This window comes from Candidatus Micrarchaeia archaeon (assembly GCA_041653315.1).
GTDB lineage: Archaea > Micrarchaeota > Micrarchaeia > Anstonellales > JAHKLY01 > JAHKLY01.
Genome location: JBAZFO010000007.1, coordinates 23,772 through 41,874, shown reverse-complemented (window position 1 = coordinate 41,874; position 18,103 = coordinate 23,772). Strand labels below are relative to the sequence as shown.

Here is an 18,103-nt window from a genome sequence, read left to right as displayed (position 1 = left end):
GAAAAACTGTTATTTGCAATTAATGTATATGTTCCAGGAAGCATTGATGAAGTATCTAAAATTGGTCTTGAACATACAATATTACCTGAAAAATGAACACAAGCACTAAGAAAAGTTTCATTTCCTAAAGAATCTATTAAATAAACATCTCCTACTTTTTCTGGAGATAACATTGAAGTTGCAGTTGTGTTTATTGTTATATTAATTAAACTACCTATTGAAAATGTATCTCCATCTGAAACTTCAACAAAGTCTAAAGCGCATGCTTTTGGAATATCTGAATTATATGCTTGACAATATTCTTCAGATTGTTTAGAATCCCAATCTGTATCATAAACTTGTGCGCAAACATAAAGTATTGGATCACCTGATGCATCTGTAGGTAATCTTTCATATGGAATAAATACAGAATAAGGATTTGGTCCTTCTTTTGTTTCAGAATAATATGTTCTTGTACATAATGCATCTGAACACCATTTGAAAGTTGCATTTTTAATTTCATCTGCTGGATGAGTATCAATATCAATAAATCCATCTATAGTACAATTAAATGATGCAGAAGTAGTCATTGTTATATTTAATGAATCAATTTCTGGTGCTGTATTATTAATTAATAATCCTTGACAGAAACCACAACCTTCATTTTCTGTTTCTTCTAAATAATTTGTATCTAATAAATATCCAATTCTTTCTTCTTCATAAGCAACACAATTGTCTAAATCCCAAAAAGTGTTTGCAACACAATAATTTGGATTTATTCTGTATCCATCCCAATCATCTAATGCAGAACAATCTAAAACAATATCTCTTGCTTCTTGATTTACTATTAAATCTTCTTCATCTTTGGATAAAGTGTACTCATATAATTTCTCAAAATATTCATCTGATACAAAACAATTATCTTCATAAGTTTGTAATGAATCATATTCACATGGAGGTAATTCTTCTGGGTCAACCATAGGATCAAATCTTGCATATGTATAATCTTCATCACTAAATAATGCAAATGTATCTTCTTCAATTACTGAAGAAAATTCGGCCCCCGAATAATGTATTCCTGTTCCATAGCCTGAACCGCCTGTTGCTGGTATAATTGGTCTTCTTAAAGAAGGTTCAACACATCTCCATTTACAATTTACATTATCAAAATTCAAAACTAATCTATCTATACCTTCTTCTTCTGCAATTGCATCACAATCTGGTTTATATAATGTATTTGGATCTTTACAAACACAATTACATGAACATGTTTTTGAATTAAAATCCCATGTTTTATTTTCATTTCCACAATAACTTTCTGAAGATCCAAAATTAGCTATACATGTTTCTTCATTTAAATCGTCTGGACATTCACAACTTATTTTATTATATGTTGTATTATATACTATCCCAAAAACATAATCAGCAGATATTCTTGCATGTTTTCTGCATTGTCCATATTCATCACAATCTAATTCTCCATATTGTTCATAGTCATCTGACCAATCTGCATTCCATACTAAACCAGATAAACTATTTTCGGGCATAAATGTGCCAGATGTGATATAATCAGAACTTCCATTTCTTCCTAACCAAGGATATTCATCTCCGGGTAAATTCAATAATGCTAATTCAGTTGAAGGCCAAGCATTTGAATAATCACTATCTATTATTTCTCTGCCTGTTGTGGAATTATAATTAATAATATCTTGTATATATTCTTCATCCCATTGGTTGCAATATTTAAATCCAGTTGCATAAAATCTTCCAACAATATTTTCTTCGAGTATTCCAAATTGAGAAGATAAAGATGTTTTGTTTGAATTTTCATACCTCAAAATCCACATATTTTTATTTCCTATTGGATTTGATATAAAAGTATTATTTTGCTGTGCGCCATAAGAACCTGCCCACCATTCATGTAATGAAACATCACATTCAGAGTCTGTCATTGGATCACAAGGTTCTATAATATTACGTGGAGTATCTATTGTTATATTCTCATATGTTTTTGCAGACATATCTAAACTCACTTTATCTGGGTAAGGTAATTCTCCAAATTCTTCTGAATAACCAAATCCATATGTTTTTGGTAAATAAGAAGAATTCCATAACATATCTCTAAACCACCAAGGATTGTAATAATATCCCCATACGTCATTGAAATCTGTTTCAACAAAATCTAGATCTACTTCCATTGGCCAATACTGCATACAAGGATAACACATTTGAACTTCATCTGTTTGTTCAATTATAATGTTACCAGTTACTAAATCAATTTGTTTTTTAATATCAAAAGCTGTTCCATTTGTATAATTATAATAACAAGAATAAGAAACATTTACTCCAGAACAAGAATCTGAAGGTTCAGTCCATAAAATATTTTTATTGCATGAATCTTGTAAATAAATAAAACATGAACTTTCTTCTCCTGTAATACAACGAGGATTTGAATTACATCTTAAAACATTTTCCCCCTCTTCTTCATAAAAAGCACATTCACCGCAATCTAAATAATTACCGCATGTGGGCTCTGAACATGCTGAATTAGAATATGTTGATTCAAACCCTTCATCACTTTGTTCTATACAGCATCTAACAGGTATTCCATTTGGTTTATCTTTTTCATAAAATAAACCAGTTATATCACTTAAATAAGTATTCCAAATACTAAATGAAGGTAATTCTGTTTTTTCACCAAAATAATCATTTTCATTACAAGGATAAGCTTCTTCCATATATGGAGTTGTATATGCAATATCAGGCATTCTTAAATACCATGATGTATGCCAGAACCTATATGTTCCTTCGTAATCTCCCATACAATCATAATTCCAAGTAGTATCCAAAGCTCTATCTATATCCCAGGGATCTGACCAATCAATTCCTTCAGGAGTTAAATCAAAACCTGCAATTGTTACTAAACCATCTGAGGAACATTCACTAGTTGGATAAACAATTCCTGTTCCTGAATAATCATTTACAAAAGAACATGATTCTAATAATTCATAACATTGTCTTGTTCCTTGTGCACATTGTTTTAAAAGTTCCATTTCTGCAGTATATAAATCACTTCTACATTCTCCTTCTTCATCTTCTGCAGTATATAAAATTCCATTATAACATTCTATTGCAATTGATGGAGCGCATCCAGTTAAACCGCCTAATGAAGCCCAATCACAAACACCATAAGTTACATTCATATTTGGAATAAAATCAAACGCATAATAATCTCTTAATTGAGCCATAGGAATAAAAGGCAACCAATGATCTTCATTGTTTTCATCAGGACCCCAGCATGAAATTTCATCATTGCTGCAACCCCTAGATGAAATTAAATCACATAATTCATTTTTAATATCATTTGAAAAACATTGATTATTTGAACATTTATCTCCATATTCAGAATAAGTACATGAACTTCCAGAATTTATATACCCAGTATCTATTGGCGACCATTCCCAATAATATTTTATTTTATTCCACATATCATTATTATAATCAGGTGTTCTATCATCATCTTCCCAAACATCGCTTGGAACACAAACAAATTTTCCAACATAACTTTCTAAATCAGTTTCATCATAATCTCCAATTGATATTCCTTCTAAAGGAACTGCTTCTGAAATTACTAATACTTCTGGTTTTGAAATTTCAGGTATAAAATTATGTATTTGTACTGGATTGCTTCTAAATGTTTCTAATTCAGTTCCATAATTATCATATAAAGTTACATTACAATATAAAATATCTCCTTTTTGGCATTCTAAATTTTCTAAACAACCTTCATATTCTTCATCTTCAGGTTCATTATAATAATATACAATATCTTCATAAGGTACTCCACTCTCTTCAACAAAAACATTTCCATCTTCATCATAAATTTTTACATCTTTTGTTTCTACTCTTCCTAAACCAGTATACTCAATATTTTCAACAGTACATGTGAAATTAGAATCTTCATAAGCACAATTATCAGTTCTTGAATCACCATAATTTATTGGACCGCACCCACTTGGAGAAGGCAAATGATCTACAATAGGATCAGCAGATAAATTAACATCAAACTCAATTGTTCTTGGAGGAATATAAGTTGTATTACAAATACTTACACTGTCTTTACAATTTCCATTTACAATAGAATCTGAAACTTCTATACAGCATTTGTATGTTGCTTCATCTAAAGGAATTGAAGTTGTTAAAGTATCTGTTGTTTCGTCTAATAAAACACCATCTTTTTCCCAGCTAAATGTTCTGCTTGATTCTACGTCATTATAATCCAAATCATTAAATAAAACTAAATCATCATTACAATATAAAACTAAATCTGGACTTGTTGAAAATGTATCAATAGTTAAATATCCTGTTAAAGTTGGTGGTCTATTAATTATTTGTGTAGGTGCTCCTTGTCCAGCAATTGGAGAAGCAGTTTCTGCCATTGTTGAATTACCAGCTAATGAATAATCTATATAAGATCCATCTAAATTAGTAATATTTACTTTACATGCAACATAATGACATTTTTCTAAATCATAATCTAAAATAGTATTTGCGTTTGAATGCGCAAAAGTATCTGTTGATACAAAAGTATTTGTATCTATTAAAGTAGCTGAAGACCAACCAGTACTCCATGAATCAAATAAATACCACGTAACTTCAATATTATATTGTCTTGCTAAAGGCATTTGATATTCATAATCACAATAATAAATATCATCAGTATAACCAGTTGGATAAGGATTAACATGAACCCAACCTTGTGCTGGTATAAAATATGTTGCATTCAATTCATTAGAATATAACTGCGGACAATTTGAATCATCTGGAATTGAAACTGAACATGTGATAGTATCTCCTGGTGAATAATTTGAATTTGAAAGGAAATTAGATGTTAAACCATCTTCAATTCCATTAATATACCAAGTATAATTTATTGGAATTCCTACTGAGTCTCCATCTGGATCAATAAATGAAGCTATAGATGAAGATACATCACAAAATAATCCTGTTGGTGATTCTGTTATTGTTGGATTAACAGAAATTGTTGGTGCCATATTTTCAACAAAAAATGCTAAAGATTCTTCTGGACTTTCACATCCAGGAATTGGATATTGAGGATCTAAATAAACAAAACATTGGTAATAATGACAGCTTTCTAAATAATCTGTACTTGCATCAATTATCCCAGTGCTATCTGAGGGTAAACTAACTGATGGAATACTTGGAATTCCTATCATTGGAACTACAGGTAAAGTTAAAGCTTCAGAATTAGTATTCAATAAATCTAATGGATTTGTACCTAAATCATAACAAGGCATTAAAGCAATTGTATCATGCGGGCTTGGATTTGTTACATTTGTGTTTAAACAAATGGTATCATTTGAATAGATTGAAGGAATTGTTTGAGTTGGATCGCCTGGTTCTGTTTGTTCTCCTGCAAAATTTGTATTGACATAATCAGTGCAATTTGCAGTTAAATTAAAATTCAAAATATCTGGACAATCATAACATAAAATATTACAATTGCCAAAACCTCCTTCTAATAAGAAATTGTAATTAGTACATGTGGTTGTAATAAAATTTGTAAGAACAGATTTATTTACTCCATAAATATCATATATCCCATTACTGCATATAACATTTGAATCAAAATCTGTAAAAGGCCCGAATACATTTCCCAATACATTTGTTGAAAATCCAAAAGCTGGACAATTTGATATTTTATTATTTGAAAAATTAAAATTATATTTATCTATTTTAGAATCTAATGTTACTCCTATTAAAGAAGAAGTGATTTCATTATCATAAACAATTAAATTTTCACCACTTATGTCATAATTATTAATTATTGGAAATGCTGAAAGTTGTGGCTGGTTTGCTGGCGCGTATATTTGTGAATCAAAATCAGTTATGTCATCAGAATATCTTTCTATTGTATTATTAAATATTTTTCCTGTTGAACTTTCACTTGTTAATGCAACACAATATTGAGATAAAATAATATTATCTGTTATATTCATAATATACGAATTATTTAATCTAACTGCCATTGTATTATAACCTGCCCATGGAAGAACTGAACCTCCTGAAGAAGAACCAGATACTGGTGCTGGGCAATCTGCATAAAACCTATTATTTTGTAATTTTAAATCATATGAATTTTTTGAATTTAAAGAATATAACCAATTATACTTTCCATCTACAACTACTTCATTTACTAAAGCAGAAATTACAAATGGATTTAAGGTAGTTGTTGAAGGAACATTAACAACAAACATATTTGAAACAGCAGAAGAGTTAGTATTATTTACTAAATTATTTGAGCCTTGTTTTATATTTATACCTGATAATGCAACTCCTTGAACCTCTATTTTGGAATTATTTAATAAAATATTATTTGAATTTGAAAATCCAGTTCCTGTAATTCCTCCGCCAATTAAATTCATATTCACATCTAAAATTTCTATTGAAGAACCACCAATTATTGAATAACCTGCAATTTGTTCATTTAATAATCCTATTGTATTTAAATTTGAATTTTCTAAAATTATATTTGAAGGAGTATCTATACCTAATCCAGACGTATCTATACAACTATCAAATGAAATATTAAAATTATTTATATTAATATCTCTTGTTTGATGAATATTAATACCATTTGAATGCTGTAAATTTATTAAATTTAAATTTAATTCTTGTGCTTCTAAAGTTGAAATTGAAGTAGTTGGCCCAACTGCTTTAATCCCATCTGAATATCCGCCATTTTGTATTGAAAAATTACAATTATTAATTATTAAAGAATTAATACTATTCATATCTACTGCATTTGAATTAGAACCATCAACAATAAAATTACAATTTTGTATTGTAAATGTTCCTGCATTATTTGCTTTTATTGCTGAAATTCCATCTCCATCTACAGAAATTGTATGTCCATCACAATCAAATATAAATAAACTTGAAGAATAACCTGAAAATTCAAAACAAGTTGCATCAATAATAGAAACATCATTTAAAAGTGTATATAAACCGGAAGTAGTTGAAATTGAAGGATCACAATTAGTTATGCTGCCTGGAACACCCATTGAACTATATAAAGTTGGGAATTCTGAACCTAAATATATAACTTCTCCAGAATATGTTGCATAATTTCCATTTTCTGCAATTGCAATTTTATCTAATAAATCTTCAGTATTATATTTTGGATTATTATTTATATTACCAAAATCATTTTCATCTAATAAATGTAATCCTGAATTAGATAAAACTAATAATTGACTATTGAATTCATCAAAAATAATTTTTTTACCATAATTCTTTGGGCCATAAGTTGTTAAAGAAATATCTTTAATATCATAATTTCCTGCCAATAAATTTATGTCCTTAATAACATGAACTTGATCTTGAGAAGATAAAATTAAATTATTTTGATTTAATAACACTTGCTGTCCTAAATTTGTTTCTCCTGAAAAAGATAAAAATGCAGCTTCATTATAATTTTTATATTGATTATCAAAAATTATATCTTGATTATAAACGCAATATACTTCTCCTTTGTATGAAATCCCAAAACAACATATCTCTTCATTACATGTAATTTCAGTATTTGTAGTTTTTGAACCTAGTAATTCTGAATAATAAATTGCGCTCTTTTGAAAATCTGGAACTTGTGAAATAAATAATATCCCTCCTTTTTGCTCAGATATAGGAACAGATGCAAAATATAAATTGTTTTTTATTTTACTTGAATAAAAATTATTACCTATTGCATCAAATAAATCTATTTCGGCATTGTTCTTATTGATATACGTGCTACTCAATTCATTTGGATTAAATGAATAAACTCCAGTAGGAAAAATTCCTACAGATAATAATCCATTTTCATAATCTAAAGACAAAATAGTTGAAGAATCATCATTAAAATAAAATTCTTTATCAATATTAATAATATCATTTAAATAATCATAATAAATTTCTATTTTATTATTATAAGCTAAAATTAAATCATTTTTATTATCATCATTTACATCTCCTATCTCAATAAAATTAACTCCTTGTTTTTGTGAATTTAAAATATCTGAATAAGGAATATAACTTAGATATGGATCAATAATATATTCTGAATTTGGATTAACAACAGCAGAAACTTCTAAAATAATTACTGCTTTTTGCCCATCATAACTTATTTTTGCTTTATGTTTTTCTAATTTAAGATCTATAAAATCAATTACTGCTTTATCCCCATTTTCTAAAATTATATTAATTTTAGCATCTTCATTTTGAGAAGCATTAAATTCAATAATTTCTCCTTGTTTTAAGATATACTCATCATTATTCCAAATTATTTTTTTTGCATTCTGGACTTCATATTCTAAATCAACTGAAATTTCTTCAATTGTTTCTGCATTATTTTTTATCTTAATTGAATGTTTTACTACTTCTTTTGCATTAGGAGTATCTAAATAAACAACATCCTTTGGTGCTTTTTTAAATTCACTTACTATAGAAATATCTCCTAATAAATATCCAGTCTTATATTCTTCTTTTGTATACTCTAATCCTCCATCAAAACCATAAAATTCATTTGTTTTTAAAGTAAATCCCATATTTTCAAAAGCAGGACTTAATTTAGTAAAAGTTTTAACAGGCTCTAATTCTGCTTTGAATGTGTTTCCGGATAAAGAAATATCCTCTTGTTTTAGTTCTTTTGTGTTTGTTGATAATTCTATATTAAATTCATCAGATAATTTCTGTAAATTAATTTCCTCTTTTGGGATAACATCTGGTGTTGTTGGTTCCTGCTGTATACAGCCAAATATAGATAAAATTAAGATTAAACTTAATCCTATAATAAAAATATGGTTTTTCATACTTAATTAAGGTGAGTTATTCTTTAAAAAACTATTTATACAGCCAAAAATCAAATTTTGTAAAATAAAAACGCAGCTAAACCTCCTATTCCTTTTAACTCTGTTCCTGCTTCACCATCAGAAGAGAAAATTTCTATTTCAACTTTGTTTTTTTCTGCATTTTCTAACAATTGTTTAATATCTGGTTTTTGCCTTATTAAATCATCTATTACTAGAATTTGTGCAACTGCTTTGCAATTTAATGCATTTTCTATTTCTTTTAATCCGTAAATTGCTAAACCTGTGTCTTTTCCAATATTTTCTTTTAATTTATTAATCAATAACTGCTCTTTTTCAGCTTGGTGCTCTCCTATTGCTTGAGATACTGCCCCAGAATTCATTAATTCTTTTACTGCACTTCTTTCAGAGCTTGATACTTTTTCAAAAATTAATTTTTTTAATAATTCTGGGTATTTTATTTGTATATATTCTTTTAATTCATCTTTAGCAAAACCAGGCCCTGCAATAATAATTTTTTCTGCTTGAATATTTTCTATTTGTTTTGTAATTTCTGCATAAAATTTTTGTAATTTTTCTTCTGGATTTTTATCTCTTTTGGACCTATCTGAATATAATTCATGAGAATGTTCAACCCCATATCCTCTTAAATAAGAAACTAATGCTTTTTCATTATCTATTAATATTATACCTAATCTCGGTCTTTTTGTTTCAGAAATTGCTTTTTTTATTCTATCTAATTGAAATTTAGTCCATTTTTCTTTTTGTATTAATAAATGATTTTCAATTTCAACATTTATAGTATGATAATTCCCTATTTGAACAAACTCTTCTGGTTTACCGCTAATTATTTTACCTGTTACTCTTAAAGAATCACCATATTTTGAGAATTCAATTTTTTCACAATTTATTCTAACAGTAATTGGCTTGCGCTCACCTTTAGAATCTTCTGTCGGCTTATAAACTCTATATGATCTTGCTTCTAATTCATCTCCTTCTTCTATTATTTTGTCTAAATGCCACAGATCATCTAAATTCTCAGGCATAACTTTAATTTCCCCTGTTTTTCTGTCTTGGTGAATAATTCTCATGTATTTTATTAGAAAATGCGTCTTTAAAAAAGCTCTTATTATAATAAATATTATGATTAAAATCGAAAAAATTCTTAAAATCCTGAAAAAAGAATATCCTCAAGCTAAAACTGCTTTAAAACATAAAAACGCATATCAATTATTATGCGCCACAATTTTATCAGCGCAATCTACTGATGTTCAAATTAATAAAATCACTCCTGCGCTTTTTAAAAAATATCCAAATATTGAAAATTTAGCAAATGCTAAATTAAATGAATTAGAAAAAATAATTTATTCTTCTGGGTATTATAAAATGAAAGCTAAAAGACTGAAATCAATGGCGCAATTTGTTGTTAAAAATTTTAATGGAAAAATACCTAATACAATTGATGAGTTAATAAAACTTCCAGGAGTTGGAAGAAAAACAGCAAATGTTGTTTTACAATCTTTTTTTAATAAAACTCAAGGAATTGTAGTTGATACACATGTAACGCGCTTATCTAATTTATTAAAATTAACAAATACTAAAAACCCAGAAAAAATTGAAAAGGATTTAATGAAATTATTTAAAAAACAAGATTGGAATTTTATTTCAATTGCGCTTATTTTACATGGAAGAAAAGTTTGCATTGCACGAAGGCCTAAATGTAAAGAATGCAAATTGAATAAATTATGTCCTTCAAAAAAATATTAATTTTTATAAATTGTATCATGATGTCCATAATCAACTATAAAAACAGTTTTAGTATTTTCATCAATTAGATAAATCAATACAAAAGATTTCATTATATGGACTCTTCTTAAATGATTCATTGGTTTTCTCAAAGGTTTAAAATGATAAGGATTTTCTAAAATTTGCTCAATTTTCTTTCTTATTGCTTTAGAATGTTTTATATCACTAAATTTTAATTTCTCAAATTTCTTTTTTAATTTTTCTTCAATTTCTAAAAGATACATAAAATCACTTATGCAAAAACATCGTCAAGATTATTTACTTTAATCCTTTTTCCTTTTAATTTCTTTTTTAATTCAGCAAGATATTCCGGTTTAAGTTCTGGTTCTAAAATTTCCTCTTTATATTTTCTAGCCATTACCTCAATAGCTTCTGACTTATCTTTTAAATCATATTTTGCTTTTATTATATTTAATATCCAATTTGTATTTTTATCTATATTTACAAATGCTTTTACCATAAAATCACCTTAATATCATATTAATATGATATTAATACGGAGTTTATGTTTTTAAATATATCTATTAAGGTTTAATTTAAAAAAACAACTGGAGAAAAGAAATGTATGAGATTAGCAATTATTGATAAAAGAAAATGCCGAAAAAAAGACTGTGGATATATATGCCAAAAATTCTGCCCAGGAGTAAGAATGGGTGATGAAACAGTTACTGTTAATTCTGACGAGTTTCCAGAAATTTCAGAAATATTATGTACTGGGTGTGGAATATGCGCTAATAAATGTCCAGAACACGCAATTACTATAATAAATTTAACAGAAGAAACAGGAAAACCAATTTATCAATATGGAATAAACTCTTTTAGATTATATAAACTGCCTTTACCAAGAGAAGGAGTTTTAGGATTAATAGGAAAAAACGGAATAGGAAAATCAACTGCTTTAAATATTTTATCTAAAAAAATAATCCCTAATTTTGGAGAATATGAAAAAAATTACACATTAGAAGAAGCAATACAAAAAATGGGAAATATTGAACAAGCATATTTCAAATCTTTAAATTTAAATGAAATTGAAGTCTCACATAAACCCCAGCATGTTGATAAAATAAGCGAAATTTTTGAAGGTACTGTAAAAGAATTATTAAATAAAGTAGATGGAAACAATCTAGAAAAAGCAGTAAAAGAATTTCAATTAGAAAAAATACTTAATAGACAAATAAATAAATTAAGCGGAGGAGAATTACAAAGAATTGCAATAGCAGCTGCATATATGAAAAAAGCAGATATATATTATTTTGATGAACCCGCTTCGTATTTAGATATAGAACAAAGAATGGAAATGTCTAAAAAATTAAAAGAATTAAGCAAAACAAAAAAGGTAGTTGTTATTGAACACGATATGGCTTTATTGGATTATATGTGTGATTATGTAAATATATTTTATGGATATGAAAATGCATATGGGATTGTGTCTGGAGTTAAAGCAGCAAGAGCAGGAGTTAATGAATATTTACAAGGATATTTAAAAGATGAAAATATTAGATTTAGAGACTATGAAATAAATTTTGAAAAACGTTCTTCATCAGATACTAAAAAAACATTGATAGGAATTGAATATCCTGAATTTGAAAAATCTTTTGAAAATTTTAAATTCAAAAGTGAAGAAGGAAAAATAAATTTAGGAGAAACAATAGGTATTTTAGGAAGAAATGCTATTGGAAAGACATTGTTTATAAAAATGCTTGCTGGTGTTGAAAAACCAGATAACACAGAATATGATATGAATCTAAAAATTGCATATAAACCGCAATATGTAAAAGTAGATGAAGATATGCAGGTAAAAGAATTATTTGCATCTAAAAAATTAGACAATTTTGTATTTAAAGAAGCACAAAGAAGATTAGGTATTGAAGGTTTAATGGATAAATTTTTATCACAATTAAGTGGGGGAGAATTGCAAAGAGTTGCTATTACTCTAACTTTATCACAAGAAGCAGATATTTATTTATTTGATGAGCCTTCTGCATTTTTAGATATTGAACAAAGACTTCATTTTGTTCAATTAATAAGAAGTATAATAGGAAATTCAGAAACAAAAAGCGCTTTTGTAGTTGACCACGATATTGTTTTAATAGATTTAATTTCAGATAGATTAATGATTTTTGAAGGTGAAAGTAGTTCACATGGAAAAACAAGTGCGCCATTAAAGAAAAAACAAGGTATGAATTTATTCTTAAAAGGAATGGACATTACAATGCGTAGAGATAAAGATACATTAAGACCAAGGATAAACAAACAAGACAGCGCGTTGGACAGAGAACAAAAACAAAAAGGAGAATATTATTATTCATTCTAATCTTTCGCATCGTAATTTAATAATATTAGTTGCATTTGTTTTTATTACACTTTCTTGGTTAAAACCATAAGCAGTTAATTTTATTTTATATAAATCAGGATAAGTATTTGTATCTCCATATACTTTAACTCTCTTAAAAACTTTACTTTTTGGTTTAGCAATACCTATTCTTGTTCTGCCCTTTAATAATTTTTTATCTTGCGCTAAAGAAATTGAATCTGGAAGTTCAACATCACATTCAATCCAATATATTTCATCTGTATTATTAGTAACTACTATCTCCATTTCTATATTATTTGGTGTATGTGCAATAAGCCTAATTGGAAAAAAGGATGCAGCTACTGCAATTATTTTTTCATCCATCTATTTCAATTATTCACAATAAGTTTAAATATGTTAAGGGAAAAAGATTTTTGGTTTTTATGGGACTACCTGAATCAGATTTGATAAAAAATGAAATTGTCATAAGAGATTTAAAAATATCTCAAGATGTTTTACTTTCAAAAAAAGCGATGGTTAGGTGGCTTGCTCTTTCTTTGGGATTAATTTCACCAAATGAAACTAGAACTTTAATGCTTGATGTATTTGAAGTTCTTTTAGATTTTCATTTTAAAAATAAAGAACCAAATATACATGATATTCTTGAAAAATTAGAAAAAAAGAAAAATGAAGAACCAAATCCAAAAGCAGTTAGGTATCATTTATTACAATTAAAAAACAAAGGAATAATCGACTCTAAAAAGAGAAAATATAGTTTTACAACCGGATCTATGCCGGAAAATAGTGAATTACCATATTCGATAGAAAATGCATATACAAAAAATATGGAATCTTCATTTAAACAAATAGAAAAAGTTATAAAAGCATTAAAACGAACTTATTAAATGCTCTTTTTTACCTATAATTTTATTCTTTCCTGTTTTTTTAGCAAAATAAACTCTAGCATCAATTGTATTTCTAAAATCTTGAATAGAAAACCTATCTTCAAACATCCCACATCCTAAACTTATAGTTAAAGGTATTGAAATTTCTCTTTTCTTATATTTTATTTTAACTGGTTTTGCTATTTTCTTAAATAATTGCTCAATTATTTTTCTACTTTCTACTCTGCTTTTATCTGCAATTAAAATAGCAAATTCATCTCCTCCCCTTCTATATGCTTTTATATTAATTAAAGTATTTATTTCGATAAATTCGATTATTCTTTTTCCTATCCTTTCTAATACTTTATCTCCAATTATGTGGCTTTCAAATTTATCATTTATCTTTTTAAAATCATCAATATCAAATTCTGCTAAAAATAGATATTTTTTAGTTTTATTTAATTTTAAATTTTCCATTTCTTTAGATAATTGAATATTATATTCTCTTATATTATACAAACCTGTTAATTCATCTATTTTTGATAATTGCTCTAAATTTTGAAGCCAATCTTCATTAGTAAATAATAAACCAATTAACGTTGCTGAAGTTTCTAACGCACTTTTAGCTAATTTTATTTCTGATTTATTCGGATTTTTATCAATAAAATCAATTGCAATTAATCCACAATTACGTCTTCCCCCCAACTCAACACCGCAAATTAAATTTAATCCTTTTTGATTAGTTAAATCTGCATATAAATCTTTAGTTCTTAGATTATCAGTTATTATTTTCTCCTGGACGATTCCTGGATTATCTAATGAATCTTTTATAAATTTAAGAGATTTTTTAATTCTTAATTTTTTAATTTTTTTCCATTTAATATGATCAAGAGGAAGACTTGCAATGCATCTAATAAATTCTCTATTATTTGAATCTTCTATCCATAGTCTTGCTGAACTTGCATTTGCTGTTTTAACTACCATTCCTAATAATTCTAATAAAGCATCTTCTGGACTAGTTTCTAACGCTTTTTTCAAAGCTTGTAAAGTAGATAACATTTCGGCAGGTTCTTTCATAAAAATAAAACTCAATTTTAATTTTTAAACCTTTCTAACACAAAATACATAAAAATCACTGCAAAACCTTTATAAACACAGAAAAGTATAAAGAAAATATGTCATTAAAAGAAAAAACCAATCAGAGTGAAACAAAAGGAAATACTGAAAGAATTACTTTTAGAGAATTATTATTTCCTACCGAAATAAATCAAGAATTTGTTGGTAAATTTTTAGAATATAAAAATGGAACAACTATCAAAGAACTCATTGGGGATTTAAGCAGATGTCTTGCACTAACTCATAGTTCTGTTAAATCAGCATATTTTATTAGTATATTAAAGGAAACAATTGAAAAAGCAGAAGGAAAAAACAAAATAACATTAATTGATGAAATAATTTTTATGGGTCTTCCTAATTGTTTAGCAAATAAAAAATATTTTAAAGGAGACATAGATGAGTTAAAAAATCAACTAAATGATTTTATTGAATATCTTAAAAAAATTATAGAAGAAACTCCAGAAGAAGATTTTGAAGGATTCAAAGAATTTTTTGAAAATCAAATTAATGATCTTCTAATTAACGTAAAGCAATAAATAATTTTTTGTTTCTTATTTTATTATGAAATACTGATTAAAAATAATAAAATCATAAAAGAAAGAACAAAAATAATTACAAACAAATAGCATTAAAAACAAAAGAAAAAAAAATTAAAAAAGGATATAAAACAAAAGTAAAAATAATTGGATACACCCAAAGCTGTTTAATAGGAGAAAGAGTTTAAAGCTTATTTTATGTTAATTTAAACATGGGTCGTAAAACTACTAAAGATATTACTATTCCTAAAGAACCAATAAATAGAGTTATAGGACAGGAAAAAGCAGTTCAATATGCTAAATTATGTGCTAAGCAAAAAAGGCATTTATTATTAATAGGTCCCCCTGGAACAGGAAAATCTATGATAGCAAATTCTATTGCCTATTTACTGCCAAAACCAAAAGAAGAAATTGCTGTATTACAAAATCTCAAAAATGAAAATAAACCAATTATAAAAATAAGACAAACACAAGAAAAATATGAAGAACCAAAAATAGGAAAATACTTAGATCCAGCATATGTTCCGTATTTCGTTTCAGAAGCATTGGGATTCAAATGTAAAAGATGCTCAAAATTAAGCAGAAGTGATGAATGGATATGCCCGCATTGTGGAGCACAAAAATATTCTTTTTCAAATGACATTTTAGGATTAAAAACAATGAAAAAAGACACGATAGAAACAACAAGAACTGAAAAACAAAAAGATGAAAAAATTACATTCATAAGAAAAGGAGAAAAAATATTAGAATTGACAGAAAAAGAAAAAGAAGAATTAAAGGATTATGAAATAAAACAAAAAGAAAAAATAATTGTTCCTTTTGATAGAAATCCTTTTGTTCAAATAACAGGAGCAAGTGAAACAGAGGTATTAGGAGATATACAACACGACCCATATGGAGGACATAAAGAAATAGGAACTCCTGCTTATTTAAGAGTAATCCCTGGTGCAATACACGAAGCACACGAAGGAGTATTATATATTGATGAATTATCTTCTTTAGGAGAAATTCAAAGACATTTATTAACTGCAATGCAGGAAAAGAAATTTTCAATAAGTGGAAAAAATCCAACAAGTTCTGGGGCTTCAATAAAAGTTGAAAATGTGCCTTGTGATTTTATTATGGTTGCATCTGCAAATATAAATGATCTTCAAAATATACTTCCAGCTTTAAGAAGCAGAATACAAGGAGAGGGATATGAAATATTAGTTAATACAGCTATGGAAGAGAATAAAGAAAATAAAGAAAAATTATTTCAGTTTATAGCTCAAGAAATTGAGAAAGATGGAAAAATACCACATATGAATTTAGAAGCAGGCGAATTAATTATTGAAAAAGCAAAAGAAATAGCTAAAAAAATAGATAATGAAAATGGATATACATTAAGATTTAGAATATTAAGCGGAATAATAAGAATGGCTGGAGATATGGCAGTATCTGAAGAGTCTGAATTTATTGAAAAAAAACATATTAAAAAATCAATTGAGGAAAATAAATCAATTGAAGATCAAATAAAAAATAAATATTCAACTTGGTATTCAGCAGAAAACAGCGATTTTGGACTTAAAAAGAATTCAGCAGGCAGAGAAATTGTATAAAAAACTCTTAAAAAGGTAATGTATCTAAATAATTCTACATAAATTATGCGGGCCCGTGGTCCAGAGTTTTTTAAAACCATAAATTTTATAAAACGGACAATGGTTAAGACGTCTGCTTGACGAAAACTTTTTCTTTCTTGTAAGAAAGAAAAACTTTTATGAAAAAGAAAGAACTTTGAAATATTTCAAAGGTATGTTTTCAAAATGCAGAAGGTCCCCGGTTCAAATGAATCCCTTTTTCTTTGAAAAGAAAAAGGTCTTCACCCCAAAAAGAAACTAAAAATTGGGATGAAAATCCGGGCGGGCCCATTTTTGTTATAAGTTGTTTATAGTAAAAAAGAGTTATTGCTGAGAATATGGCTTAAACTCTAGAAAAGCTATTTTTAGGAGGGGATCAGGATTAACCTAAAACTGAGGGGAACCTAGGTTCCCTGCGGTTTGGCAGGGCGGGCCCATTTATTTTTTTCTATTAACAGCAAGAGTTCCGTCTTCATCAACTGTATAATTAACTAATAAATCAGCAAAATTAATTTTAACAGGTACACAACCTAATAAGGAATTTATTCTTTCTACTTTTTCATTTAATAAATTAATTGTATCATTATCTAATCTTCCATCTACTTTTAAAAACACTTTAACAGAAGATTTTTTATTCATATCAATTTTAAATTGGGCTATTGCTCCTTCGGTTTCTTCAGTCATAAAACCAGTTGGTTCCTCTTTTAAATAACCCAATATTTTCAATTGCTTCTGTGCTCTAATTATTTTATCGGCTTCTACTATTTTACCTAATACAAAATTATCTATTTCTCCGCTAGAATTCTTAAGGCCAAAATCTCTACTAAATTGTTTAACAATTTCTCTTATATTTTCTCCAAAAACTACTCCTTGTTTTTCTTCATGAGATAATCTGCTTAAATCATAATTCAAAGTCTTTAACATATTTAATATACTAATCAAAGTGTATTCAATATCTCTTCCATAATTAAATTTTATTATTTCTTCATTTTGTTTTGGTGCCATA

Annotated in this window: 12 protein-coding genes; 5 read left to right on the top strand and 7 right to left on the bottom strand. The window is 27.3% G+C overall.

Features of this window, described 5'->3' with window-relative positions:
• On the bottom strand, positions 1-8,849 hold an 8,849-nt coding region (locus WC356_02670), incomplete at its 3' end, for a hypothetical protein (protein ID MFA5382042.1).
• 50 nt (positions 8,850-8,899) lie between these two features.
• Positions 8,900-9,937 (bottom strand): mRNA surveillance protein pelota, encoded by a 1,038-nt coding sequence (locus WC356_02665; GenBank protein ID MFA5382041.1) that lies wholly within the window; start codon positions 9,935-9,937, stop codon positions 8,900-8,902.
• A gap of 52 nt (positions 9,938-9,989) precedes the next feature.
• On the opposite strand from WC356_02665, the gene nth reads away from it, so the two are divergent.
• Positions 9,990-10,613 (top strand): endonuclease III, encoded by a 624-nt coding sequence (gene nth, locus WC356_02660; protein ID MFA5382040.1) that lies wholly within the window; start codon positions 9,990-9,992, stop codon positions 10,611-10,613.
• Here the strand turns inward: nth and WC356_02655 are convergent.
• Positions 10,610-10,876: a type II toxin-antitoxin system mRNA interferase toxin, RelE/StbE family gene (locus tag WC356_02655; GenBank protein ID MFA5382039.1), complete on the bottom strand. Its 267-nt coding sequence runs from the start codon at positions 10,874-10,876 to the stop codon at positions 10,610-10,612. The genes nth and WC356_02655 overlap by 4 nt on opposite strands.
• A gap of 8 nt (positions 10,877-10,884) precedes the next feature.
• Entirely contained in the window at positions 10,885-11,112 is a 228-nt protein-coding gene (locus WC356_02650) for a DUF2683 family protein (GenBank protein MFA5382038.1), read from the bottom strand.
• A 105-nt stretch (positions 11,113-11,217) separates the two neighbouring features.
• Between WC356_02650 and WC356_02645 the strand changes: the two genes are divergently transcribed.
• Positions 11,218-12,966: a ribosome biogenesis/translation initiation ATPase RLI gene (locus WC356_02645; protein MFA5382037.1), complete on the top strand. Its 1,749-nt coding sequence runs from the start codon at positions 11,218-11,220 to the stop codon at positions 12,964-12,966.
• Here the strand turns inward: WC356_02645 and WC356_02640 are convergent.
• Positions 12,958-13,329, bottom strand: a complete 372-nt coding sequence (locus tag WC356_02640; protein MFA5382036.1) for a hypothetical protein — start codon at positions 13,327-13,329, stop codon at positions 12,958-12,960. The two genes, WC356_02645 and WC356_02640, sit on opposite strands and share 9 nt — an antisense overlap.
• A 59-nt stretch (positions 13,330-13,388) precedes the next feature.
• Between WC356_02640 and WC356_02635 the strand changes: the two genes are divergently transcribed.
• Complete coding sequence (locus WC356_02635; protein MFA5382035.1) at positions 13,389-13,850, top strand: hypothetical protein; 462 nt, start codon at positions 13,389-13,391, stop codon at positions 13,848-13,850.
• Here WC356_02635 and WC356_02630 read toward each other — a convergent pair.
• On the bottom strand, positions 13,833-14,906 hold the full coding sequence (locus tag WC356_02630) for a GGDEF domain-containing protein (GenBank protein ID MFA5382034.1): 1,074 nt from the start codon (positions 14,904-14,906) through the stop codon (positions 13,833-13,835). The two genes, WC356_02635 and WC356_02630, sit on opposite strands and share 18 nt — an antisense overlap.
• A 98-nt stretch (positions 14,907-15,004) precedes the next feature.
• On the opposite strand from WC356_02630, the gene WC356_02625 reads away from it, so the two are divergent.
• Positions 15,005-15,481 (top strand): hypothetical protein, encoded by a 477-nt coding sequence (locus tag WC356_02625; GenBank protein ID MFA5382033.1) that lies wholly within the window; start codon positions 15,005-15,007, stop codon positions 15,479-15,481.
• Between the two features lie 212 nt (positions 15,482-15,693).
• Positions 15,694-17,079 carry an ATP-binding protein gene (locus tag WC356_02620; protein MFA5382032.1) on the top strand — a complete coding sequence of 462 codons (1,386 nt, stop codon included), beginning with the start codon at positions 15,694-15,696 and terminating at the stop codon, positions 17,077-17,079.
• A 456-nt stretch (positions 17,080-17,535) separates the two neighbouring features.
• On the opposite strand, the gene WC356_02615 is transcribed toward WC356_02620, so the two are convergent.
• The gene (locus tag WC356_02615; GenBank protein ID MFA5382031.1) at positions 17,536-18,102 is read right to left on the bottom strand and encodes a peptidoglycan-binding domain-containing protein; all 567 of its coding nucleotides are present in this window, start codon (positions 18,100-18,102) and stop codon (positions 17,536-17,538) included.
• Between the last annotated feature and the right edge of the window lies 1 nt (position 18,103).